The following is a 23,853-nucleotide window of genomic DNA, read 5'->3' on the forward strand; positions in this document are numbered from 1 at the left end:
AATATGGAAACACTACACTGGCAATGGACCTTAATAATCGTATCAAGTTTGATACTGTTCTTGGTGTCGCCTTTAGCAAAAACCAGAGATCAGTTTTTTAAAGCTGTAAACAACCGAAAAGCACCCAATACGTTAGTACTTACTGGTAGTTTAATTATCTCATGGATTTTTGCTAAAAGTATCACCAATGCAGCAAATCTCGGACTCGATTTTGGGATAGTTGGTGGTGTGGCTTATGCTGGTTATTATTTGTCGTTTGCGGTTGCCGGACTTCTTATTTACCAGATGCGAACTAAAGGTGGTTTTGAAAGTATTCATCAGTTTTTAAGTTCGAAATTTGGAAAAGGTGCAATGGCCATTTTTTCTATTCTTATTGCTATTCGGTTGTTTAATGAAGTATGGAGTAACACCATGGTTATTGGAAGTTATTTTGGTAATACCGGAAGCCTGCCTTACTACACAGCCATTATTGTATTTACCGTTCTCACATTGGCTTATGCCATTAAAGGCGGATTGAGTAGTTCGATATTTACAGATGTCATACAAATGGTCCTGTTTTCGGTATTATTGATTGTCATATTATGGAATGTCTTCTCTGCCGATGATTTTTCAGTGCAGACAGTAGTTTCCTCCGGAACCTGGAGTTTTGAACTAGGACTCAATTTATTTTTTGCCGCTATTATTCAGTCATTTAGCTATCCGTTTCACGATCCCGTTTTAACTGATCGCGCGTTTATTAGCTCCCCAAAAGTAACCCGTCGAAGCTTTATATTGGCTAGCATTTTGGGCGCTTTATGTATTGTCTTATTTAGTCTTATTGGTGTTTATGCACAGTCACAAGGCATGAATGGTCAGGCAGCTGTTGAAGTTGGAAAAGCCTTTGGTGTTGTTATTTTACTGGTGATTAATTTCATCATGATTACCTCAGCAGCATCCACCTTAGATTCTACATTTTCATCATTTTCCAAATTGCTGGCTATCGATTTAAATATGGGAAAAGATCTCTCGTTTGGTCGTGCCAGTATGGCTGCCATTGCCATTTTAGGAACACTACCTGTTTTTCTAGATGCTGAAATCTTATCGGCAACGACCATTTCTGGAACCATGGTTATAGGCTTAACACCTGTATTTGTGTTTTGGAATATGAAAGTACCGAAAGTTAGTTTTTACTTGAGTGTTATCTGCGGATTGCTATTTGGGTTTGTACTAGTATTTGAGTTATTTCCTAAAGCTTTAATCCTTACTGAAGGTAAATACGCCGATTTACTTTGGGTTAATGTTTGGGGCATTTTAAGTTGTATCATTTTATATATCATACCAAAATGGATAAAAAAATAGACGATATAGGAACACTTTCGGGTAAAGTATTGCTCTTTGGAGGTGTGTATAGTAATCTTCAAGCACTAGAGGCTTTAAAACAAGTTGCAGAACGCGAGCATATCTCACCCGAAAACTGCATTTGTACTGGAGATATTGTAGGCTATTGCGCGCAACCTGAAGAAACTGTTCAGTTGTTAAAACTATGGCGTGTAAAAAGTATTGCTGGAAATGTTGAAATTCAATTGCGAGAAGGAGCCGAAGATTGTGCTTGTGATTTTAGAAAAGGTTCACGTTGTGACGGATTTTCACAGCAGTGGTACCCGTTTGCACAAAGTAAACTATCTAAAAATTCTCTGGCGTTTATGAAAACTCTTCCAGATCACATCACCTTTAGATATGCTGAAAAACAAGTTACTGTGGTTCATGGCTCCTATTTTAATACTTCCGAATTTATCTTCAAATCAACAGACTGGAAACGTAAGCAACCTAACTTTGAAACGACTAAAAGTGATGTGATTGTTGCCGGACACTGCGGACTCCCATTTCAGCAAAAAAACAATGGGAAACTCTGGCTAAATCCTGGAGTTATTGGAATGCCAGCTAATGACGGAAATCCTAGTGTTTGGTATGCTATTTTAGAGGATGCTTCAGGAGAATTTAAGGCCAAACATCACACCTTAGACTACAACTATAAACTCACAAGCCAATTGATGGATAACGGATTACTGCCAAAAGAATATGCTCGAACCATCGTCACTGGCATTTGGGATAATACCGAAATTTTACCTGAAGTTGAAAGTGGTTTGCAAGGCTTCGGGATTCAATTATAAAACAATGAAAATACAACTCATCTTTCTATTAGGACTATTCACGTTTACGCTTCAGGCGCAAGAATCGTTAGACGATTTACTGAAACGTTATAATAAAAATGATATTCCTTACATTTCGGTTCAGGAACTCGCCATGCCTAAAACTAAGTGCATAATATTAGATGCTCGCGAACCTGAAGAATACGAAGTAAGCCACCTTAAAGACGCTGTTTTTATTGGTTACACGCATTTTAAACTGAATGATTTTATGACTAAATTCCCTAATAAAGATGAAGCAATCGTTGTATATTGCTCTCTGGGAATTAGATCTGAAACTATTGCTAATCAACTTAAAAAAGCAGGCTATACCAATGTCCAAAATCTATATGGCGGTATTTTTGAATGGAAAAACCATGATTTTAGCATTTATAATTCCGAAGACAAAGAAACCGATAGTATTCACACCTATTCTAAAGCCTGGAGTAAATGGTTAAAAAAAGGACAAAAAGTATACCCTAAACTCTCAACTAAAAGCAACCAAAATTGAAAAACGCCTTAATTATATTTACGAGAAATCCTGAACTCGGTAAATGCAAAACACGCTTAGCCCAAACTCTTGGCGATGTATCAGCACTTCATATCTATAAATATTTGCTTCAGCATACTGCAAATGTAGCTAAGACTGTAAAGTCAGATCGCTATGTATTCTATTCTGAAACTATCAATCCTAATGATATTTGGAGCGGTGACTATTTCAGCAAAAAACAGCAAAAGGGTGAGGATTTAGGAGAACGCATGCATCATGCTTTTAACGAATTATTAGATTCGGGTTACGAAAAAGTCATCATCATTGGCAGTGATTTATTAGATCTAAACGCAGCCATCATTGAACAAGCCTTTTCAGAATTAGAGGCTAATGATGTGGTTATTGGTCCTGCTGTAGATGGTGGTTATTACCTGTTAGGAATGAAAACCTTACATCCTGAATTATTTAAAAACAAAGCCTGGGGCACAGAAACAGTTCGTCGTGACACTTTAAAAAATTTACAAAATAGTAAAGTCTTTTTACTGAAAGAATTGAATGATATTGATACATTTGAAGACATGAAACATTATGACCAACTCAAACAATTTTACACCACCAATGATTAAATTTATTACTGAAACAGCCGATTATTTAAAATCTAAAGGTTTTGACAATCCTGAAATTGGTATTATTCTGGGCACAGGTTTAGGCCAGTTAACCAATGACATTGATATAATTCAGGAAGTGAGCTACAATCACATTCCAAACTTCCCAACAGCTACTGTAGAGTTTCATAAAGGCAAACTCATTTATGGAACCTTAGGCGATAAAAAGGTCATAGTTATGCAAGGTCGATTTCATGTTTATGAAGGCTATACGCTTCAAGATGTGACTTATCCTGTTCGCGTCATGAAAGCTTTAGGTATTTCAACTTTATTGGTTTCTAATGCATCTGGAGCCATTAATTTAAACTTTAAAAAGGGTGAATTGATGCTTATTGACGATCATATTAATCTACAAGGTAGTTCGCCTCTTGCGTTTAAAGGCGTTGCCGAATTAGGTGAACGTTTTGCCGATATGAGTGCACCTTATAACCTCGAGATTAATGCTAAATTTAAAGCGATTGCTAAGACGCATAATATCAAACTTCATGAAGGTGTTTATGCCAGTGTTGTTGGTCCGCAATTAGAAACCCGAGCCGAGTACCGCATGCTTAAAATTATTGGTGCCGATGCAGTTGGCATGAGTACAGTCCCTGAGATTATCGTTGCCAATCATTTAAATCTTAAAGCTGCAGCGATTTCGGTGCTAACCGACGAGTGTGATCCCGACAACTTAAAGCCTGTTGATATTGGAGAAATTATTGCTATGGCTGGAAAAGCCGAACCAGACATGATTACCTTATTTACCGAATTGATAAAGATCTTATAATGATTCGAAATTGTTATTACAATTGAAAATCTAATAGCAAAAGGAGCTTAATTAAGTTCCTTTTTTTTATTACTTCTGACTAACTTTTCTTGATATCATAGCATAGTGGTCTTATAATAATTTCCATACCTGTTAGGTTTGAAATAAATTACAGACTAACCTTACATAACCTATTTATAGTTGTATTTTCAAAAATAACACCAAAAATTATATCCGCTTAAAACCAAAAGTTAAAGATTTCCGTAAGTGTTTATAATTGAAAACCTTATAAAATGAGATATTTACTTGCGGTATTACTTTTAGTGTGTACATATAGTTGCTTTTCTGCAAAAGGGCTTCCTATAAAAGAAGTTAAAGCGCCAAAGACTACAGAAACTGAAACCGAAAACATTAACTCTACATCTAACACCTCAACTACTGAGGCTTTGTTAGATCATTCATCTTGGGATGCTTTGTTAAAAATTTACGTAGCTAAAAATGGAGATGTTGACTATAAAGGCTTTCAAAGCGATGCTCAAAAATTAGATGAATACATCAACTATTTAGCCTCAAAAGTTCCTACAAACAACTGGAGTTTGAATGAACAATTAGCCTATTTTATTAATGTATATAACGCCAATACAATTAAGTTAATTATTGATAATTATCCTACAAAAAGCATCAAAGACATTAGTAATCCGTGGATGAAAAACCGACTTAAAATTGGAGACGAAGACTACTCCTTAGCAGATATTGAAAACGGTATTCTTCGGAAAATGAACGAACCAAGAATTCATTTTGCTATTAATTGCGCCTCTTATTCTTGTCCAAAATTACTAAACACCGCCTACACTACCGACAATGTGCAAGAGCTCATGGAGCGTGCGACAAAAGAGTTTATTAATAATTCTGAAAAAAATAAACTATCGGCAATGCAACCTAAATTATCCGAAATCTTTAAATGGTATAAAAGTGATTTTACTGAAAATGGTTCGTTAATTGATTATATCAATCAATATGCTGAGACTAAAATTTCAGCATATGCTAACATTGATTATATCGATTACGACTGGAATTTGAATGAACAAAACTAAACCTCCATTTTTTTCGTATAGATTTATATGATAAGCATTATTATTCCCATTTTAAACGAAGCTGAAACTATTGAAAATTTACTTTTTCATTTGATTGACCATGCGTCTTTAGATCATATTTCAGAAATTATTGTTGTTGATGGTGGTAGTACTGATGGATCTCAAGCTATTGTTCAAAACAGCGGTTTAAAAATCAAATTATTACATGCACCAAAAGGTCGCGCTAAACAGATGAATTTTGGTGCCAAACATGCAACAGGACGCATTTTGTATTTTCTGCATGCCGATTCTTTTCCGCCAAATCGCTACGATCAACTCATTATTGACGAAGTAAAAAAAGGGCATCAAGCGGGTTGTTTTCGTCTAAAATTTGACAGCAATCATTGGTGGTTGCGACTCGCTAGCTGGCTCACTCAATTTAGCTGGAGAGCCTGTCGTGGTGGTGATCAGAGTCAGTTTATCACCCGAGAATTATTTGATGACATTGGTGGCTATGATGAACGTTTTATCATTTATGAAGACAATGTGCTAATTAATGAGTTATATGCCAGACAGCAATTTGTGGTCATCAACAAACAACTAAAAACTTCGGCACGTTTATATCGCAAACATGGGATTTGGAAACTTCAGTACCACTTTTGGACCATTTATGTCAAGAAATGGTTTGGTGCTTCGGCTGATGATTTATTTGTGTATTATAAAAAGCATATTTGCTAAAAACTAACACTGCAAAAATCTCTATTATGGTTAAATTTCTTAACCATCTTCCGAAAGAATAATATCAGATTTAAGATTTTATACGCTGTCTAATATGCTTCAAATCTTCATCAATCACTAATTGCCCATCACGAAAGACCTCTTTTAACGCACCACGTTGCTCTTCTTCCCAGGACACCTGATCCTTGAGCTGATAACTTCCATCGCGTTTTTCAATCGTAATTAAGCCTTTCGCAGATTTTTTTGTGCCATCATCAGTAATCGGATCTTTATAAATTGCGCGACCTTCACCATTCACTTCGCCATAAGTTGCTTTCATCGCAAACCCAAAAGTATCACGCGTATTATACTGATAGGTAAAAGACCCAATACCTAAAACCACATTAGTCGACGCAAAGCCTTTTTCTTTCAGACGTTCACAAATTTGAGTGGCTCTGTATAGAGTGATACTATCGCCATAAATAGCACCAATATGTGAGTCGAGTTCTTTATAACCTTTTGCATTTGTGGCACCACCAAAAATGTCCCAAAGGAGTTCAATAACCCCTTTTTTCTCTTCGGAAGTTGTTCCGTGTTTATTTCCACAGATAATATCCACAGGATCACCAGAATCTGGTCTTATTACTACTTTTCCGTCACGCGCTAAGACTTCATTTTTTAAATTCGGAAGGTATTCTGTGAGTACTTTCCAGAGGTCCCATGTATCAGAAACAATCGAAACAATGCCGTGAGGATAGACTTCAGTAATCAAACGCTTGAAGGTTTCTTCTTCGCCAGAATTAGTTCCCATACACATTACAGAATGTTCGGTCGCAGCGACAGAACCGCCTACCAATTCGGTATCCGAATTAGCATTATAATAAGTTTCCAGAAAATCGATCGTAGGAATTGTATCGGTTCCTGTAAAACTCAATAAGTGACCAGCAGCAGAAAGCATAGCGGCTTCTAAACCTGCCATACCACGCATTGAAAAATCGTGACCTTGCCAATCGACAAACTCTGGAATCGATGACGTTTCATTAGCATAAGCATCTAAAATTTTTCGGTATTGTTTAGCTATGGTTGCCGAATTACAAGGCATCCAAAGTGTCGTTGACAATAGCGTTTCAAAATAATTAGTGAGCCAGAAAAACTCAGCTTTGGTATTATACATTGTTACCATTGGCACACGAATAGGTACTTGAGCACCTTCGGGTAAGGCTTTGATCACCATTGGCAAATAGCCTAAATCGTGGAGTGCTTCGATATGGGAAATCCCAACTTGATTCGGACCTAAATAATTATTGATGCGTCTAGTGTAGCGTTTACAAATTTCGGCTTTGGGCTGACTGAAAAAGTTGGTATTAAAATCTTCTATCATGTATTTTTTGATGAAGTATTGCAATCCGAAAAACACCACCTCGTCAACGCCTTCGATACGGCTTTTTCGTGGTGTCCAGTTAGAATATACAAGTGTTGTGCCTTCTGGATATTGTCTTCTGTGGTCAACTTTGTAACCGTCGGTATATAGGAGTGGGTTCATAGGTTTTTTATAATTTCTACAGTAGTAGTTCCGAAACTTCGGAATGGTTTTAGTTGGTCTTTAATTCATTATAGGTTTGGCTATTTCGTCCTGTTTCATCAGGATAGAATGACATGACAGCATCACTTTGAAATACGGTTTTTGTTGCTAAATCTAATGCCGACAATTTTCCTGTAAATGCAGCGCCAGTATCGACATTCCACACATTAATTGCATTCATGGGTTGATCTTGATTGAAATTAATAGTTGGTGTGTGGCCAATATAGATTTCATGGTAATGTTTTAATCGGTTTGGATACAATTCAGAGTGCTTTTCAATGCGCTTATCCATCGTTAAAGCCATTTCCCATAGCGTACGGTCAAAATAAAAATTTTCTTTATGCACTTCACGTTCTACACCATGCATCGATGTAAATCCTGCGTGAAGGAATAATCGGTTTTGAGCATCGATATGGTACAAATTCATATCCTCAAAAAAGTACAAATGTTGTTTTTTATCGGCTTTGGAAAAGGTTTCATAACTTTCAATCGTCTCTTTACCGCCATGATTAAACCAAACACCATTGATATCGCCAGTGCGTAACCATTGCTCACACCACACATCGTGATTGCCTTTGATAAAAACACAATCGTTGGTCTTTGAAAGTTCGATGATATACTGAATTACTTGAGCAGATTCGCTCCAACCATCTACATAATCGCCCATAAAAATGAGTTCATCATCTTTGGTAAGTTGCAGTCGTTCAAGCAGTTGTTTTAAGGCTTTTAATCCGCCATGAATATCGCCTATGGCTAGTGTTCTTTTCATATTAAAACTGAGCTATTAATGACTTAAAGTCTTTATCTGTCATATAACCAGCCCAATCATTATCGTTGAGTACATAATCTGTTTTTACAAATTTACGCTCTAATGATTCAGACAAATGTATCAATGCTTCTCTTTTTTTCTTAAGTCTTGCATACACACAAGATAAATTATATGGATTCCCTCCATTCTCATAAACTTGGATAGCTTTATTTTTGGATTCATTTAGAATTAATCTTTTTTCTTTTTCTGAAAGATTAGTACAGTAATGTAAATAATTAAGGTTAGTACCTACCCAATTATTTAGTACCCTATCATTTTTTGGGTTGATTTCAAAAGCTTTCTCAAATTTATCAAAACACTCTATATAAAGTTTTTCATTTTTAATAAGTTCTGCATATTCTGATAATGCAATAGCCCAATTACTATATGCACTGTCATTATCAGGAAATAATTGAATTGCTTTCTCATAAAGTTTAAAACTCTTTTCGTATAAACCCTTATCTTTTTTCATTTTTGCTAGATCTTTAGTAGCAACAGCATAGTTATTATAGACCGGAGCGTAACTAGAGTTAAATATTATAGATTTTTCATATTTCTCAAAACTTTCTTCATATAATGACCAACTAGTTTTATTATTCCCCTTATTTCTAGCTTTTTTAGCTAATATATTTCCCCATGAAAAGTAAGCAAATGCATTTTCAGGATTTATATCAATAGCTCTTTTAAACTTATCGAAGCAATTTTTATAATAATTATCAATATTTTCCAATTTAGCAGACTTTATTATATGATTCCCCCAACTTGTAAAGAAATTTGACAGTTCTTCTTTTGCATCCCTAAAAGGGGGTTTATTAAACTTTCTCAAAAACTTTGTTGAATTATCAATATATTCTTCCTTTACTGTAGCTTCAATGATTAGCTGCTTAAATTTTTCAACAGAGTCTTCTTGTTCAATACTATATATAGCCCTATCAATCCAATTATTATTAATTTCCATACGCTCAGTAAGGCTATTATATAAATCTTCATGATCTTCAATATATTCGTCCTTATCAGGAAACTTTACTTCATCAACCATAGTTTTCAAAAAAGAAAATGGTTTGTCAAAAATTTGTGGAGTTGGTAATCCTAATTTTGAATGTAAATCTAAGAAGAATGTATCTGCATCATATCCAGAAATTAAATGAGCATTCTTAGTCGGAATTTTCAGCATGTTTTTGTCTACTATTGGATTTGGTTTACTATCTAAATAACTAACCCAGTACAAATCATTATCAAAACTTGAAAAAGTATTTAACTCTTCAAAAACCTCATCCTGACCACTGTAACCGACAACAATCCAAGTCCTATTATGGCATATTTTATGTAAAAGCTTTGGAATTTGTTCTCTTACTTTATCTAACTCTCCTTTTGCATTCAATAACCATTCGCCATAATGTTGACCATGTAAATAAACTATTGACTGTTTATGAAATGTAGTTGTTGTAAAGTCTTGAATGTTAGATATATCATAAGTAGGCATAGTATAATTAAACAACCCGCAGGCTCTTAACAATAAGTCATCAAAATTTACAGTTAACACATAGTCCACATATCCTTTTTTCACTAACTGGGCTAAGTAAATATGTGCAACATTAACTTTTGCCTTTTTGATATAGTCCTGAAATAATTTCTTACGTTCTTTAGAAGTTAAAGCAGACATCAGCTCATAATAATCTTCCTTTTTATTTTTAGGTAAATTATCAATAGCTGGTTTATCTTTAAATCTTTCTAAAATATCTTTTATTATTCCACTTGCTTGTGGTATTCCCCCTGAAACTGAAACACCTGCCCCTAAAATAACAATTGGTTTTGGTTCTCCGCTTTTCTTAGCTTCATTAATCAAATAAGCTAAATCATGTATCCCTTTTTCCATAATTAATTTTTTATATTAATTCTTTTAATATTATCTGCACAATACCATCTTCTTGTAAATCTTTAAAACTATCGGTCGTATACATTGTAGTGAAATATTTATTTAACACACTAACGCCTTTACTAAAAATACCATGACTTACTGCAAGATATAAACGACCTGCATTTTTCGTTTTGAGTTCTTCAGCTAAACCGATAAATGTTCCGCCGCCATCACAAATATCATCAACAATAAGACAATCTTTTCCGAAGAGATCATCTTCATAAACTTTAAAGCCTTCAAGTTTTCCGTTTTTGACATTGCGTTTTTTAGAGCATTCGACAACAGACAAACCGCCTAATAATTCAGACACCTTATAAATCTTTTTTAAAGCACCTCCATCTGGTGAAATGAGAATAACTTCAGAATTGATATCTTTTATCACCTGCTCAATAAACTTAAAATTTGAAATCACTTTACAGTTGTTAAGTAAAGCTGGTGCGACTTCAGAATGCGGATCAAAAATGGTAACCGATTCTAAATTCAGGCTATTAATTATGTCAGCGTACACCTTAACCGATAAACTTTCTCCTGGAATCATGACACGATCCTGACGTGCAGCTGGCATATATGGCAACAGCAAATGAATGCGCTTGATAGTCATTCTGCGTAGAGCATCAATAGCTATTACTAGTAATCCCATATCATTAAACGATTGGATTCTTGTAGTTACCGAAACCTCATCAATGTCATTTAAATTGGAAAGGATTTTGATATGTGGCTCACCTCCCGAAAAGGTAAAATTTTTAAACTGAATCGTGTGCTCTTGTCCTAAAGGCTGAAACGAAGGATCTAAATTTAAAATCATTTGCGTTAATTTTACACAAATGTAAATCGAATAAATGTATTGACAAAATATTTTGCGTAAAATTTACACAAACTTAATATCGAAGTAAAAGCCGTCGTCTAATAACGCATCATATTTTTGCTTATTAAACTTGAAGAGCTTTGCAGGTCTTCCGCTACCTACCTGTTGAATTTTATCGGTTGCTTCTACAAAGCCGAAGCTCATAATTTTTTTTCTAAAATTACGGCGGTCGATGTCTTGACCTAAAATAGTAGTGTACAGATGTTCTAAATCTGAAAACGGAAACTCTTTACTCAGTAAATCAAACCCAATAGGCTGATATAATAATTTGCTTTTGAGGCGTTTTTCTGCTGTTTGAAAAATGGTATTATGATCAAAGGCCAATTTTGGTAAGTCATTTACAGGAAACCATTGGGCTTCATCGGCATCGGTATCAGCTTTGATTTTAAAATGGTTGGGACGTACTAAGCCAAAATAACTCACAGAAATTACTCGGTTTCTGGGGTCACGCTTCGGTTTTCCAAAGGTATACAACTGTTCTAAGTAATCTATGGTAACACCTGTTTCTTCTTTTAACTCGCGTTTTACAGCAGTTTCTAATGCTTCATTTTCCAATACCAAACCGCCTGGTAAAGCCCAAGTATTCTTGTAAGGTTCAACACCTCTTTTGATTAATAAAACCGATAAGTTTCCTTTAGATTCGTAACCAAAAACGACGGCATCGACTGCCACTTTGATTTCTTGTTGTAAGGTCATTTTATTTTGTGTACTATGAACACAAATGTAGTAATTTTAAAAGAGACGAGATTGACCAAAAAGATATTTACAAGTAAAATAAAATTCGAGCATAGCTCTCGTTTGTTTTGGGTCTTATTAAAAGTACTGACCAATGCCAAACACCAACCCTTGGGTAGAATTATCTGTAATTCCTATTCCGTAATCGATTCTAAAAATAGCATTAAAGATTCTTTTATGAATAAACCGGAGTCCGATACCAGGATACACACGAATATTTTGGGATTCACTAAAATCACCAAAATCGCCACCTGGATTTCGCCAGCTTCCAGCATCAACAAAGGCATTACCTTGCAAGGAAAACCACCCTTTTTCATATAAAGTCTGACGGTATTCGGTATTTAAAACGATTGCAGCAGTACCACGATCGATGGTATTACCAACACCTCGTATATTCAAATTATTATCTACGGAAAATGGTGCAAATGGTGTGTCGTTATTTGTAGCAACGCCTAATCGCAAACGGTTGGCCCAATTGCCTTTAGAGCCAAAGCGTTTGAAATATTGAAAGTCATTCCATCCAATTAAAAAATCTGGCAACTGTGTTTCATTTCTAGACGTAACATATTGAAAATTTAAGATACTTCTAAAGCCTTCTACATATTGAAAATCATAATCTAAGGTATTGTATTCATAAATCAATTTATAGAGTAATTTATGAACACGTAACTCCTGAGGAATATCTGGACTGATAGCTCCAAACTTGTATTCGTAATCTTCAGTAAAATAATTAACACCTATTTCAAAACGATTATTAAAATTAAGCTGAAATAAAGCCAGCACTTCGGTAGAGTTATTATTATATTTATAATCTGCGGTTGTATTATCAAAAAACACAGGTTCTTGTGTGGTTAAATCCTGGTAATTAATGGCCAGACCCAATTGTCTTGAAAATAAGTATGGTGCTCTAAAATTTAAGGCATAGGAACTGTAAATATCTTTCTGATAAAATCCTCCAAAGGTCATATTTTGACCAAAAAGATTAAACTCATACAAGCCTAAACGGTATGCAAATTCGTCGTCATTGGTAGTATACACATTCGCTGAAGGAATAATGGTAAAATTTTCTTCTATATTATAAAATACATTGTAGCTATTGTCTCCTGCCGGAAAGACCTGATAATATGCATGCGCAATTGATGGCAGTCGTTTAAGGAGTTTGATATCGGCTTCAATAACTGAAGAGTCGAGAACAACGCCTGCCTTTATATTTGATATTTTTTTTACAAAAGAAGTTTTAAGTTTCTTATTCCCTTGTACTTTTAAATCGGCTACTTTATATTCTTGGGCGTGTGCAAAAGTAAGGCACAAAAGTGTGATAGTGATAAGTTGTTTCATGTGACTGATTATTACGGTAATTGGTCGGTCACATCCTATTTCCTTACGTAAAAAATAGTAAAATTTACTGTCTTGAATAATAGGTTTGAATAACTGTCTCTGCAGGTTTATTTTGCGGTGTAAATTGATTGTCATTTTTACCACCAACCCTATCATGAGCGTGAAACCATTTCCAAACAAATCCTCCTGCGAACCAGTCTTCATCCCAAAATTCTTCAAATAAAGCTTGCGTGGCATTCGCTTGAGCCTCAAAATTTAAAGATTCAATTTTGTGGTCACTAACCCAAGGTTCTTTTCCTGTAAAATCCATACTACGATAGCCATATTCGGTAAACAAAATGGGTTTATTATGTTTTTCTGAAAGGGATTTAATAATGGCTTTATGGTCTTTCCATCCGGTTTTACAATCTTCAACACTTGGCGTTTGTTTGTCACTTACTGGAAAGTAGGCGTCAACACCTATAAAATCGACAGCACTCCAAAATGGCGTGCGTTTAAATTCGTCCCAGTTGGCGGCATAAGTTAGTTTTCCTTTATAAACAGTTTTTATTTTTTTAATGAGATTGTGCCAGTAATCGGGACGCTCTTTAATGAAGTTTTCTAATTCGGTTCCAATACATAAAATTTCGGCCTTGGTTTCCTGAGCTAATTCGGCATATTCTAAAATAAAACTCGTATAGGAATCCTCAAATACTTTCCAATCGGCTTCACTCGTCATTTTAATAAAACCTGTAAATTCGCCATGTCGAATCCAAATTTGAGGTTTCACCATGATTTTAATCTGTTTTTTTCTGAGCTCTTCAATGTACTGTTTCCCTCCAGGTCGTGTTTCACCAAACCATTGGCGATTGGTATTATGAACAATTTCGGGATGATCTATACTTTTAACAAAGCCAAAAGGCATAATTGCAGCATAATTAGCGCCTACCTCAACTACTGGATTGGTATGCACATCGGAAACCGCATCACGAGAAGCCACAAAACTTACACCATTAATTTTCTCTTGCTGAGCAGCGCATGATGAGAGGATACAGCATAAAAAAAGGAGTCTAAAAATCATATATAAAACGTTTAGACTCCTAATTTACTACTAATCACTAAAACAAGGCTCTTAAGCCTATGTTAAATGTTTGTCCGAGACCTGTATTATTCCCGCGAACAAAGTTGGTATATAAGGTTTCAATATTGAGTACTTTGGTTAACTGATACTTTGCACCACCACCAACTGCTGTAAAATCCTGTTCAAAATCATTTCCAGTATCAATACGTTGCGAGTGTTGTACTAATCCTAAAATGGTAAATTTCTGACTTGGGAAATAGCTCAAGAACACACCAGGTGTTAACGATAAGCTATTATTAGCAAAGCTATCTTCTTTTTTTCCGAAGTTATATTCGGTATTTAACTCGGTAAACACTTGCCATTTGTCTCCTGGAAAAGTATAATCATAGAAAAATCGGTTTTGAAAAATGAATCCTTTTTGATCAAGAAACACTCCATTTTCAGTTTCGTTATCGACCAGCGGAATATGAAAAGCCGTTTGAATTGTAAAATTGCTTATACTTTTAATCGGGTTAAATTTTACTGCAGGAGCAAAGGATGTAAATCCCGAACGCGCTGTTCCGCTTTCGCCATCAAAAGCAAATACATCTAGGGCATTTCGGTCATTTATCACATTAGATCGAAATTCTAAAAGCAGACCTATATTAAAGTTGCTTGAATTTGAAATCCCTGTAAAAATATCTACAGTCGAGGTAAAAAATGTTTGTCGTGGCTCTGTGCCTTCAGAAAATGTGCTTTCGGTTTGGGTGTATAAATTGTTAAACCATTTGATATCCCATTGGCCTTTATTTAATAATTTAGATGGTGTATACTCTTGAATAACGCTCTTTTCCTGATTAGATTCTTCTTGTGAAAACCCTGAAAAGCTAAGACTAAGTGTAACTAAAAATGTGATTATTTTTTTCATTTCAATTTTGTTTGGTTCTTTTAATATGATTTATTGTTGGTTTAAATTCCAGTTATAGGCGTAGTAAGAAATTTTAGTTTTCGGAGCAATTTTTTCGGTTCTAAATCTGTTGATATAATCAATTTCATTACCTTTTTTTACAAAATCCTCCTTATACCATTTAAAAATTTCTGAGAGCTCGACTTTAGATTTCTTGACCTTTATAAAATTTGGATTGTTTAAGGCTAGTTCTGTTTGCTGCTGCAGTTGCGTTTCTAAAGTATCTGGCAAATAGGCTTTGTTAATTAAGGGCGGACAACCCACAGCGCCACAAACCAATACAAAATGAAATCGTGCATCAGAAAATTGAGCTCTTAATTTTTTGTTTTCAATGGTATTTAGCGTTAGAGATTCGCCCGCAATTTTGTAAACTGTTTTATCAAAAAAGCCGACTTTATCCAGTGGTGAATTGATAGGATAATGATCTATAATTCCTTTTATGACAGAAATATTATAAGCGTTAATCCAAAACGCCTGATAAGTTTTTGCATCTGATATTGGTACTGAAATCGTTTCAGCTAAGTTTACTAATTTGTCTAATACTTCTGGGTTTTCATGTAGTTGTGCATAAGCGACTTTTCCGTTGGAAACATGAGCTTTGAAGAAGGCATCTGCGGTTTTAAAAAATTCGGCAGTGCTTTGAGAAAATACAGCACTATTAATTCCGAAAATTGCGATTAAGATGATTATTTTTTTCATTATTACTGAGTCTTAAATTAATAATTTCATAATCGCTAAGTCGTTCAAAACACCTTTACTTACAAGGTTTTTAAAAAAATTTGAGTGTCTTATTTCCGAAGAAAACCTTACAAAAAATTTTAATTTAAAATTGATATAAATTAGAAAGCGTAATTAAGTTCTTACCTTTAGTTTCGACAGAAGCGTCATAACAACCAAACTTTATGGAACACATCGTTATAATAGGAAACGGAATTTCTGGTGTCACACTTGCGAGACATATTAGAAAACTTTCTGATAAAAAAATCACAATCATATCTGCAGAAACCGATTACTTCTTTTCTCGTACAGCATTGATGTATGTGTATATGGGTCATATGAAATTTGAACACACACAGCCTTATGAAAACTGGTTTTGGAAGAAAAACAGAATTGAACTTCGTAAAGCCTATGTTGAACAGGTTGACACCGACAACAAAGCGTTACAGTTTGCAAACGGTGAAACGCTCAACTATGACAAACTTATCATTGCCACTGGAAGTAAGCCCAATAAATTTGGCTGGCCAGGTCAGGATTTAAACGGTGTTATGGGCATGTATCATAAACAGGATTTAGAAAATCTTGAGAAATATGCTCCAAATAATAAGGTTTGTAAACGTGCTCTTATTGTTGGTGGTGGATTGATTGGAATTGAGCTGGCTGAAATGCTAAACTCCAGAAATATTCCTGTAACCTTTTTAGTAAGAGAATCCAGCTTCTGGAATGGCGTATTACCTGAAGGGGAAAGTCAAATGATTAACAGACATATTAAAAATCATCATATAGACTTACGTTTATCTACCAATTTAAAAGAAATCAAATCTGATGAACACGGAAACGTTAAATCGGTAGTCATAGAGGAAACAGGTGAAGAAATTCCTTGTACTGTTGTAGGACTCACGGCTGGTGTTTCTCCAAATATTGACTTTTTAAAGTCTTCAAAAATTGAAACAGATCGCGGTGTGAAAGTCAATCGTTACCTTGAAACAAACATTCCAGATGTCTATGCTATTGGCGATTGTGCAGAGCAACATGAAGCTATTGGAAACCGCAGACCTATTGAAGCTGTTTGGTACACAGGTCGTATGATGGGAGAAACATTAGCGCAAACCATTTGCGGAAATCGTATCGCATATAAACCAGGTCATTGGTTTAATTCGGCTAAATTTTTAGACATCGAATATCAAACCTACGGATGGGTTTTTGGTGAACGTGGTCGTCCAGATTACGAATCTCATTTTCACTGGAAACATGATGATGACACCAAGTGCATTACTGTAGCTTATAACAAAAACAACAATGAGTTTTTAGGAATTAACACCTTCGGAATACGGATGCGTCACGAAACTTTTGACAGATGGCTTACCGAAAAACGAGATGTAGATTATGTGATGACGCATCTCTCTGACGCAAATTTTGATCCTGAATTTTACACACATTTTGAAAAAGACATTTTAAACGCTTACAACAACCAACTACAAACCGCATCATCATGAGTAATAAATTAAATCCAAGTATGTCTTTAGCAAAACCTGATGCTCAAGATCTATCTCTAAAACAAAAAGTAGCTGTAGGAATGGGAGTTATCGGACTCTTTATTCTGGTGTTGGCATTGTTCAATTTAGACTTACCTAATAAAGCTATCTTTTTAACCATTTCATTATCCTTGATTACCATTGGAACTATTATTTATGCAAATGATGCTTATCTCACCAAATTAAAAGGGATTAAAAATGATGGTGTATGGTTTAAATCGATATCGTCAAGAGGGACTTTAGGCTGGATTACGGGTCTCGTATTAACCTCATTTTACGTTGTACTCTATTTTTATGAAGGTCTCTTAGGTGCTGGAGCTGATGGCGCAGAAAACACAGGCTTAATTGCTTTATTTGATCCTTTGAGCAAACTACTTAGTGGCAGACCTGCAAGTCAGTGGTTTGTATATGGCACCTTATATACAGTAGCCATTCTAGCCTTTGGTTATAAATTTATATTAAAATATCGTCACAATCGCTATGAGCAAATTAGAACCATTTCGGTGATGTTTTTTCAATTAGCTTTTGCATTTCTAATTCCGGAATTTATGTATGTTATGAATTCTGATTTACCCTATAACGACCTTAAAAACGTATGGCCTCTTAACTACTATAACTTTGAGCAGTATCGTGTAGATTCATTTATTAATGGTGGAACTATAGGAATGGTGATGCTTATTTTTGGAATCCTTTCCATTTTTGTAATTACACCTATTCTTACCTTTAAATATGGTAAACGCTGGTACTGTTCATGGGTTTGTGGATGTGGTGGTTTAGCCGAAACTGCTGGAGATTCGTTTAGACAATTAAGCGATAAAAGCCAGAATGCTTGGAAAATAGAACGTTGGGTGATTCACAGTGTTCTTGTTTTTGTTGTATTAATGACCACAGCCGTAATTTATACTTATCTAGGCTATGACCCAAATAAATACTGGCTCACAAGAGATGTTTTCTTGTTTTCTGTTGCTGGGTTTTTAACCTTGGTTTTCGCACTCACTATGATTTTTAAACGTCAGGAATTAGGGAAAGATGCCAAATATGGTGCTATTGGTTATTTTGTTATCATCATTGCACTTATAGGGATTCATGTATTTAGTTCGGAAACGAAACTATTCCTTTTTAAAGCTGAAACGCTAAGATCTACTTACGGCTTTTTAATTGGCGCCATTTTTTCTGGTGTTATTGGAACCGGCTTCTATCCTATCTTCGGAAATCGCGTTTGGTGTCGTTTTGGTTGTCCGATGGCAGCAATTTTAGGATTTCAACAGCGCATGTTTTCGCGTTTCAGAATAACAACTAATGGCGGACAATGTATTTCATGTGGAAATTGTTCGACCTACTGCGAGATGGGAATCGACGTACGTGCTTATGCTCAAAAAGGTGAAAATATTGTACGTTCTAGTTGTGTTGGCTGTGGCATTTGTTCGGCTGTTTGCCCAAGAGGTGTGTTAAAATTAGAAAATGACAGTATGAAAGGGCGAATTAATCCGACTGAAGTTTTATTAGGTAACGATGTTGACTTAATGGATTTAGTCAATCAAAAATAAGCCTCAACTCATTTTAATCAAAAAAAAATATGAAGTTCATTGCTAGTATATGTCTACTGTTACTAAGTTTTAACAGTACGGCACAAAAAACATATCAAAAAAATTATTTTGATGATGGCACCTTAGCGTCCGAAGGATGGCTACTTAATTCTAAAAAGACTGACTATTGGAAATTTTATCATGCTAATGGAACCATTCAACGCGAGGGACATTTTGCTTTAGGAAAAGAAACCAAATACTGGACATACTATAGACATGATGGCACTAAAGAAAGTGAAGGTCATTTTGAACATGGTAAAAAACATAAATGGTGGCTTTTTTATGATTCCAATGGAAAAATAAATCATAAGTGTCAGCTAAAAAACAATCAAAAAAACGGATATTGCCTCATGTATAAAAATGAAAAGTTGGTTGCAGCTGTAAAATTTTCCGAAGGAAAGAAGATTAAAACATGGACCGATTATCGTTCATTTAAAAAAGAGAATAGCTTAAAAGACCTTCAATGACCAACATAAAAGTCATCATTCCGGCTTATAACGAAGCCGATTCTATTGCACATGTGATTAAGGATATTCCAGACATTGTTAGCGAAATTATCGTGGTGAGCAATAACTCTAACGATGATACCGAAATTAATGCTAAACATGCTGGAGCCACAGTTCTTAAAGAAACCAATAGAGGTTATGGTTATGCCTGTTTAAAAGGCATGGATTATATAGCAAATTTAAATACTGAACAGCAACCAGACATCATCGTTTTTTTAGATGGTGATTACAGTGATTACCCTGAAGAACTCACAAAAATTGTACAACCTATAATAGCAAATAATACCGATTTTGTTATTGGCGCTCGTGTGAAAGCCTTACGAGAAAAAGGTGCGATGACTGTACCTCAAATCTTCGGAAACTGGCTTGCAACAACGCTTATGTCGATTTTATTTAGAGCAAAATTTACAGATTTGGGTCCATTTAGAGCAATTAAATATGATAAGCTGCTTCAGTTAAAAATGGAAGACAAAACCTATGGCTGGACGGTTGAGATGCAACTTAAAGTCTTACGCCAAAAACTGACCTATGTTGAGGTCCCAGTAAACTACCGAAATAGAATAGGTGTCTCAAAAGTTTCAGGTACGGTAAAAGGTGCTATATTTGCAGGCGTAAAAATCTTAGGTTGGATTTTTAAATACAGTTTTAAAAAATGATTCTTGAAACTATCATAATTGCTATATATACCGTAGCTATTCTGCTCATATTTTTATATGCATTAGCTCAGTTAAATTTGCTCTATAATTATCTGTCTTCAAAAAAATCAGATACAACCTGTGAGACATTTGACTTTTCTAATCCAGATGAAGTGCCTTTGGTAACAATTCAACTTCCTGTATTTAATGAAATGTATGTTATGGAGCGTTTGCTCGATAATATTGCCTGTATCGATTATCCCAAAGACAAACTTGAAATTCAGGTGCTTGATGATTCTACAGATGAAACTGTTGAAACGACCAGAAAGCATATAGAAACACTTCAGGCTTCAGGTCTAGACATACATCATATTACCAGAACTGACCGAAGTGGTTTTAAAGCAGGAGCACTTAAAGAAGGACTTAAAATTGCTAAAGGCGAATTTATTGCCATATTTGATGCCGATTTTCTTCCGCAGAAAAGCTGGTTAAAACGTACAATTCCTTATTTTAAAGATGCTAAAATTGGCGTGGTTCAAACCCGATGGGGACATATCAACAGAAACTATTCGATACTTACAAAAATTCAAGCCTTTGCTTTAGATGCGCATTTCACACTCGAACAGGTCGGAAGAAATAGCAAAGGTCACTTTATAAATTTTAATGGTACAGCAGGCGTTTGGCGTAAAGCATGTATTATTGATGCCGGAAACTGGGAAGGCGACACCTTAACCGAAGATTTAGATTTAAGTTACAGAGCACAACTTAAAAACTGGAAATTTAAGTATTTAGAACATGTTGAAACACCTGCCGAATTACCTGTGGTGATTAGTGCTGCGCGTTCGCAACAATTTAGATGGAACAAAGGTGGAGCTGAAAACTTTAGAAAAATGCTTTGGCGCGTATTAAAATCTAATAATATTTCGACCAAAACGAAAATTCATGGCTTGCTTCATTTGCTTAACAGTACTATGTTTTTAAATGTATTTATCGTTGCGATATTAAGCATCCCGATGTTATACATCAAAAATGAATATGCACATTTACGGTTTTACTTTTACTTTATGAGTTTCTTCGTTATGAGCACTGTTATTTTCTTTATCTGTTACTGGTTTATGTATAAGCAGATTTATGGAAGCGGGTTTAAGAAATTCTTTGGATATATTGGTATGTTCTTTACTTTTTTCTCAATTGCCATGGGCTTTTCTTTGCATAATTCGATTGCGGTTATAGAAGGTCATGTTGGTAAACGCAGTGAGTTTGTTAGAACACCCAAATTTAATATCAGTTCAATTAAAGACTCCTGGAAAGGCAATAAATATTTAAGAAAAAAACTCTCCTTAAACGTTGCTATTGAAGGACTTCTGATGTTGTATTTTGGATTTGGGTTGTACTATGCTTTTGTTGTTGGTGATCAAGGTGGAGATTTTGGATTATTTCCTTTCCATTTGATGCTCTTTTTAGGCTTTGGCTATGTGTTTTTTAAATCTATATCTTCTAAAGTGTAATGCAGTTCTGGAAACTTTATAAAGTTCCTCTATTGCTCACCTGTGTTAGCTTTTTTCTCTATGGTTTATTTGCTTATGATTTAGTAAGAACCGATTACACAAAACTGATTGTTCTCTACAGCTTACTTTGGGTTGTCTTTCTTTTACTACTGAAATATGCCAAAAACAATATTAAGTTTTTAAGTATTGTTGCGTTTATAAGTCGTGCTATTTTTATTCTAGCCATTCCGAATCTGTCCCAGGATTTCTACCGATTTATATGGGATGGACGCATGATTTTAGAAGGATTAAATCCGTATTTATACCTACCACAATCGTTCATAGAAGCAGGTGGTGAGTTACCCGTGGCTGAAGCTGAAGCGCTTTATGCTGGCATGGGAGAACTCAACGGAAGCCACTACACGAATTATCCGCCAATTAATCAATTGTGTTTTGTCATTGCTGGTTTGTTTTCGGGGCACACAATTTTAGGTGCTGCCATTGTGTTGCGTCTATTAATCATTGCTGCAGATTTTGGAACATTAGTCTTTGGAAAGCGATTACTCAAACATTTAAATCTATCTGAAAAAAACATTTTTTGGTATATTCTCAATCCGTTTATTATTATAGAATTAACCGGAAACCTTCATTTTGAAGCTGTAATGATTTTCTTTTTAGTGTGGAGTTTATACCTTCTACATATAGGCAAATGGAAATGGGCAGCCGTGGTATTTGCCATATCCATTTCGGTAAAATTAATTCCGCTACTGTTTTTACCTTTATACCTTTTCTGGTTCAAAAAGACTTCAAATACGAGGTCTATTGATTTCAAAAAACTGCTTTCTTTTTATATCATAGTTGGAAGTATTACTCTTGTATTATTTGCTCCGTTTTTCTCTTTAGAATTTGTAAATAATTATGCGCAAACCGTCGGACTCTGGTTTCAGAATTTCGAATTTAATGCCAGTGTATATTATGTTGCTCGTGAAATTGGGTATCTATTTAGAGGCTATAATGAAATAGCTGTGATAGGAAAAGTATTAGCTATTTTGGTGTTTTTAATTGTGATAGGCTTAGCCTTTTTCCGAAGAAAAACAGAGACCCAACACCTCATCATAACGATGCTATTTGCATTTACGATTTACCTGTTTTTAAGTACCACTGTTCATCCATGGTATATTGCCACGCTTTTGATATTAAGTGTTTTTACTAATTACAAGTTTCCTTTGGTTTGGAGTTTTGTTATTATATTAAGTTATCTGGCGTACATCCACCTCAACAAAGCTGACAAGTCTGAAAACTTATGGATTATAGCTTTAGAATATATCGTTGTGTATTCTGTTTTTATATGGGAAGTGTTCATAAAAAAGCCAACTCAAAAAGAGTTGGCTCCATCATAAATTGATATTAAAACTAGAGTTTTTTTAGGGCTACAATTGTAAGTATTTCAGTTTCATCATCCATACCATACTCATCCTTTTCTATTTCTATTTTAGTAGTATAAGTCACTTGAAACTTTGTCCCAATCTGATTAGCAGAGTTAAGATCAAACGTTTTTAAAACAGAAGCTTCTACGTTATGAAATGACATATTATACTCCTCACCTGCTGCATTGATTCCAGTAAAACTGTAACCATATTCTTCGCGACCATCGTACTTTCCTTCAAAAGTAGATGAATCTTGTAATGTATTCATTGAAGTTAATGCAATAAAAGACATTACTAAAAAACTAATTAAAACTACTGATTTTGTTTTCATGTTACACGTTAGTTTGTGTTGTTAATATTATGTTTTTTTATAAAAATTTGCCGTTTGTATCTAAAGTCATTTTTAATTCTATCGCATATCGATTCGTGTACGGTATATTAGATATACGTTTTTATGGTACGTTTAGATGTTAAAATTTCAAGGATGCCTTACAATTAATCCATGTCATCTAAATCATCATCATCTCCTGCTAAATCTGGATCTTGAACTGCATCTGGATCATCGTTATCAAAATCTTCATAATCATCTTCATCATAATTTTCCATAGTCACTTCTAATTTTGTACTTACTTTAACTAGGTACTTTGTATCCTCGGTTGTGACTTCAACAGCTTCAACAATTTCATTATTGGCATTTCTAAATGATATGATATGATCATCATCATATCCATCGGGATATTTATCAACCAATAGTGCTAAGATTTCAGGTGTTAACTTTTTAAAATCTACAATAACTCGTTTTAAGTTTGCGTCTTTGTGTTTCATTTTTTTATAATAATTGGAGCTAATTTAT

Annotated in this window: 24 protein-coding genes; 13 read left to right on the forward strand and 11 right to left on the reverse strand. The window is 34.8% G+C overall.

What is annotated here, in order from left to right; genetic code table 11:
• Positions 1-3 precede the first annotated feature (3 nt).
• The 7 genes from H7350_RS00785 (at position 4) to H7350_RS00815 (ending at position 5,876) form a co-directional block, all read left to right on the forward strand.
• A complete protein-coding gene (locus H7350_RS00785; protein ID WP_204343967.1) occupies positions 4-1,338 on the forward strand; it encodes a sodium:solute symporter family transporter in 1,335 nt (444 codons plus the stop codon).
• Positions 1,323-2,150: a metallophosphoesterase family protein gene (locus H7350_RS00790; RefSeq protein WP_204343968.1), complete on the forward strand. Its 828-nt coding sequence runs from the start codon at positions 1,323-1,325 to the stop codon at positions 2,148-2,150. Before H7350_RS00785 ends, H7350_RS00790 begins: the two co-directional genes overlap by 16 nt.
• 4 nt (positions 2,151-2,154) lie before the next feature.
• The gene (locus H7350_RS00795; protein WP_204343969.1) at positions 2,155-2,676 is read left to right on the forward strand and encodes a rhodanese-like domain-containing protein; all 522 of its coding nucleotides are present in this window, start codon (positions 2,155-2,157) and stop codon (positions 2,674-2,676) included.
• Positions 2,673-3,281: a TIGR04282 family arsenosugar biosynthesis glycosyltransferase gene (locus tag H7350_RS00800; protein WP_204343970.1), complete on the forward strand. Its 609-nt coding sequence runs from the start codon at positions 2,673-2,675 to the stop codon at positions 3,279-3,281. Before H7350_RS00795 ends, H7350_RS00800 begins: the two co-directional genes overlap by 4 nt.
• Positions 3,274-4,086, forward strand: coding sequence for a purine-nucleoside phosphorylase (locus H7350_RS00805; RefSeq protein ID WP_204343971.1), 813 nt, complete (start codon positions 3,274-3,276; stop codon positions 4,084-4,086). Before H7350_RS00800 ends, H7350_RS00805 begins: the two co-directional genes overlap by 8 nt.
• 272 nt (positions 4,087-4,358) lie before the next feature.
• Positions 4,359-5,159: a DUF547 domain-containing protein gene (locus H7350_RS00810; protein WP_204343972.1), complete on the forward strand. Its 801-nt coding sequence runs from the start codon at positions 4,359-4,361 to the stop codon at positions 5,157-5,159.
• Between the two features lie 27 nt (positions 5,160-5,186).
• Positions 5,187-5,876: a TIGR04283 family arsenosugar biosynthesis glycosyltransferase gene (locus H7350_RS00815; RefSeq protein WP_204343973.1), complete on the forward strand. Its 690-nt coding sequence runs from the start codon at positions 5,187-5,189 to the stop codon at positions 5,874-5,876.
• Positions 5,877-5,946: 70 nt separating this feature from the next.
• Here H7350_RS00815 and H7350_RS00820 read toward each other — a convergent pair whose 3' ends face one another.
• The 9 genes from H7350_RS00820 to H7350_RS00860 all read right to left on the reverse strand — a co-directional run bounded on the left by H7350_RS00820 (position 5,947) and on the right by H7350_RS00860 (position 15,806).
• Positions 5,947-7,398, reverse strand: a complete 1,452-nt coding sequence (locus tag H7350_RS00820) for a nicotinate phosphoribosyltransferase (RefSeq protein WP_204343974.1) — start codon at positions 7,396-7,398, stop codon at positions 5,947-5,949.
• Positions 7,399-7,447: 49 nt separating this feature from the next.
• On the reverse strand, positions 7,448-8,206 hold the full coding sequence (locus H7350_RS00825) for a metallophosphoesterase family protein (protein ID WP_204343975.1): 759 nt from the start codon (positions 8,204-8,206) through the stop codon (positions 7,448-7,450).
• 1 nt (position 8,207) lies between these two features.
• Positions 8,208-10,121 (reverse strand): TPR end-of-group domain-containing protein, encoded by a 1,914-nt coding sequence (locus H7350_RS00830; RefSeq protein ID WP_204343976.1) that lies wholly within the window; start codon positions 10,119-10,121, stop codon positions 8,208-8,210.
• A 10-nt stretch (positions 10,122-10,131) separates the two neighbouring features.
• The gene (prs, locus tag H7350_RS00835; RefSeq protein WP_204343977.1) at positions 10,132-10,968 is read right to left on the reverse strand and encodes a ribose-phosphate diphosphokinase; all 837 of its coding nucleotides are present in this window, start codon (positions 10,966-10,968) and stop codon (positions 10,132-10,134) included.
• A gap of 63 nt (positions 10,969-11,031) precedes the next feature.
• Complete coding sequence (locus H7350_RS00840) at positions 11,032-11,724, reverse strand: NUDIX hydrolase (RefSeq protein WP_204343978.1); 693 nt, start codon at positions 11,722-11,724, stop codon at positions 11,032-11,034.
• Positions 11,725-11,841: 117 nt separating this feature from the next.
• The gene (locus H7350_RS00845) at positions 11,842-13,101 is read right to left on the reverse strand and encodes a POTRA domain-containing protein (protein WP_204343979.1); all 1,260 of its coding nucleotides are present in this window, start codon (positions 13,099-13,101) and stop codon (positions 11,842-11,844) included.
• Between the two features lie 64 nt (positions 13,102-13,165).
• On the reverse strand, positions 13,166-14,161 hold the full coding sequence (locus H7350_RS00850; RefSeq protein WP_204343980.1) for a glycoside hydrolase family 113: 996 nt from the start codon (positions 14,159-14,161) through the stop codon (positions 13,166-13,168).
• A 37-nt stretch (positions 14,162-14,198) separates the two neighbouring features.
• Positions 14,199-15,068, reverse strand: coding sequence for a transporter family protein (locus tag H7350_RS00855; protein WP_204343981.1), 870 nt, complete (start codon positions 15,066-15,068; stop codon positions 14,199-14,201).
• A gap of 30 nt (positions 15,069-15,098) precedes the next feature.
• Positions 15,099-15,806, reverse strand: coding sequence for a DUF547 domain-containing protein (locus H7350_RS00860; RefSeq protein ID WP_204343982.1), 708 nt, complete (start codon positions 15,804-15,806; stop codon positions 15,099-15,101).
• Between the two features lie 203 nt (positions 15,807-16,009).
• On the opposite strand from H7350_RS00860, the gene H7350_RS00865 reads away from it, so the two are divergent.
• The 6 genes from H7350_RS00865 to H7350_RS00890 are packed head-to-tail and all read left to right on the forward strand — an operon-like array spanning position 16,010 to position 22,973.
• A complete protein-coding gene (locus H7350_RS00865) occupies positions 16,010-17,320 on the forward strand; it encodes an NAD(P)/FAD-dependent oxidoreductase (protein ID WP_204343983.1) in 1,311 nt (436 codons plus the stop codon).
• Positions 17,317-18,906 carry a 4Fe-4S binding protein gene (locus tag H7350_RS00870; protein WP_204343984.1) on the forward strand — a complete coding sequence of 530 codons (1,590 nt, stop codon included), beginning with the start codon at positions 17,317-17,319 and terminating at the stop codon, positions 18,904-18,906. Before H7350_RS00865 ends, H7350_RS00870 begins: the two co-directional genes overlap by 4 nt.
• A 29-nt stretch (positions 18,907-18,935) precedes the next feature.
• Positions 18,936-19,412, forward strand: a complete 477-nt coding sequence (locus H7350_RS00875) for a toxin-antitoxin system YwqK family antitoxin (protein ID WP_204343985.1) — start codon at positions 18,936-18,938, stop codon at positions 19,410-19,412.
• Entirely contained in the window at positions 19,409-20,107 is a 699-nt protein-coding gene (locus tag H7350_RS00880) for a glycosyltransferase family 2 protein (RefSeq protein ID WP_204343986.1), read from the forward strand. Before H7350_RS00875 ends, H7350_RS00880 begins: the two co-directional genes overlap by 4 nt.
• The gene (locus H7350_RS00885) at positions 20,104-21,594 is read left to right on the forward strand and encodes a cellulose synthase family protein (RefSeq protein WP_204343987.1); all 1,491 of its coding nucleotides are present in this window, start codon (positions 20,104-20,106) and stop codon (positions 21,592-21,594) included. Before H7350_RS00880 ends, H7350_RS00885 begins: the two co-directional genes overlap by 4 nt.
• Entirely contained in the window at positions 21,594-22,973 is a 1,380-nt protein-coding gene (locus tag H7350_RS00890) for an MptA/MptB family glycosyltransferase (protein WP_204343988.1), read from the forward strand. The genes H7350_RS00885 and H7350_RS00890 overlap by 1 nt, the downstream gene beginning before the upstream one ends.
• Positions 22,974-22,986: 13 nt before the next feature.
• Here H7350_RS00890 and H7350_RS00895 read toward each other — a convergent pair whose 3' ends face one another.
• A complete protein-coding gene (locus tag H7350_RS00895; protein WP_204343989.1) occupies positions 22,987-23,331 on the reverse strand; it encodes a hypothetical protein in 345 nt (114 codons plus the stop codon).
• 164 nt (positions 23,332-23,495) lie between these two features.
• Positions 23,496-23,825 (reverse strand): hypothetical protein, encoded by a 330-nt coding sequence (locus tag H7350_RS00900; RefSeq protein WP_204343990.1) that lies wholly within the window; start codon positions 23,823-23,825, stop codon positions 23,496-23,498.
• Positions 23,826-23,853 lie beyond the last annotated feature (28 nt).

The organism is Psychroserpens algicola (genome assembly GCF_014526325.1).
In the GTDB taxonomy this organism is placed as follows: Bacteria; Bacteroidota; Bacteroidia; order Flavobacteriales; family Flavobacteriaceae; genus Psychroserpens; species Psychroserpens algicola.

Coding starts and splice junctions, on each gene's coding strand:
- H7350_RS00870 (WP_204343984.1), top strand. CDS start 17,317: ATGAGTAATAAATTAAATCCAAGTATGTCTTTAGCAAAACCTGATGCT.
- H7350_RS00895 (WP_204343989.1), bottom strand. CDS start 23,331: ATGAAAACAAAATCAGTAGTTTTAATTAGTTTTTTAGTAATGTCTTTT.
- H7350_RS00875 (WP_204343985.1), top strand. CDS start 18,936: ATGAAGTTCATTGCTAGTATATGTCTACTGTTACTAAGTTTTAACAGT.
- H7350_RS00865 (WP_204343983.1), top strand. CDS start 16,010: ATGGAACACATCGTTATAATAGGAAACGGAATTTCTGGTGTCACACTT.
- H7350_RS00810 (WP_204343972.1), top strand. CDS start 4,359: ATGAGATATTTACTTGCGGTATTACTTTTAGTGTGTACATATAGTTGC.
- H7350_RS00850 (WP_204343980.1), bottom strand. CDS start 14,161: ATGATTTTTAGACTCCTTTTTTTATGCTGTATCCTCTCATCATGCGCT.
- H7350_RS00805 (WP_204343971.1), top strand. CDS start 3,274: ATGATTAAATTTATTACTGAAACAGCCGATTATTTAAAATCTAAAGGT.
- H7350_RS00795 (WP_204343969.1), top strand. CDS start 2,155: ATGAAAATACAACTCATCTTTCTATTAGGACTATTCACGTTTACGCTT.
- H7350_RS00840 (WP_204343978.1), bottom strand. CDS start 11,724: ATGACCTTACAACAAGAAATCAAAGTGGCAGTCGATGCCGTCGTTTTT.
- H7350_RS00885 (WP_204343987.1), top strand. CDS start 20,104: ATGATTCTTGAAACTATCATAATTGCTATATATACCGTAGCTATTCTG.
- H7350_RS00815 (WP_204343973.1), top strand. CDS start 5,187: ATGATAAGCATTATTATTCCCATTTTAAACGAAGCTGAAACTATTGAA.
- H7350_RS00830 (WP_204343976.1), bottom strand. CDS start 10,121: ATGGAAAAAGGGATACATGATTTAGCTTATTTGATTAATGAAGCTAAG.
- H7350_RS00860 (WP_204343982.1), bottom strand. CDS start 15,806: ATGAAAAAAATAATCATCTTAATCGCAATTTTCGGAATTAATAGTGCT.
- H7350_RS00880 (WP_204343986.1), top strand. CDS start 19,409: ATGACCAACATAAAAGTCATCATTCCGGCTTATAACGAAGCCGATTCT.
- H7350_RS00785 (WP_204343967.1), top strand. CDS start 4: ATGGAAACACTACACTGGCAATGGACCTTAATAATCGTATCAAGTTTG.
- H7350_RS00790 (WP_204343968.1), top strand. CDS start 1,323: ATGGATAAAAAAATAGACGATATAGGAACACTTTCGGGTAAAGTATTG.
- H7350_RS00845 (WP_204343979.1), bottom strand. CDS start 13,101: ATGAAACAACTTATCACTATCACACTTTTGTGCCTTACTTTTGCACAC.
- H7350_RS00820 (WP_204343974.1), bottom strand. CDS start 7,398: ATGAACCCACTCCTATATACCGACGGTTACAAAGTTGACCACAGAAGA.
- H7350_RS00900 (WP_204343990.1), bottom strand. CDS start 23,825: ATGAAACACAAAGACGCAAACTTAAAACGAGTTATTGTAGATTTTAAA.
- H7350_RS00825 (WP_204343975.1), bottom strand. CDS start 8,206: ATGAAAAGAACACTAGCCATAGGCGATATTCATGGCGGATTAAAAGCC.
- H7350_RS00890 (WP_204343988.1), top strand. CDS start 21,594: ATGCAGTTCTGGAAACTTTATAAAGTTCCTCTATTGCTCACCTGTGTT.
- prs (WP_204343977.1), bottom strand. CDS start 10,968: ATGATTTTAAATTTAGATCCTTCGTTTCAGCCTTTAGGACAAGAGCAC.
- H7350_RS00855 (WP_204343981.1), bottom strand. CDS start 15,068: ATGAAAAAAATAATCACATTTTTAGTTACACTTAGTCTTAGCTTTTCA.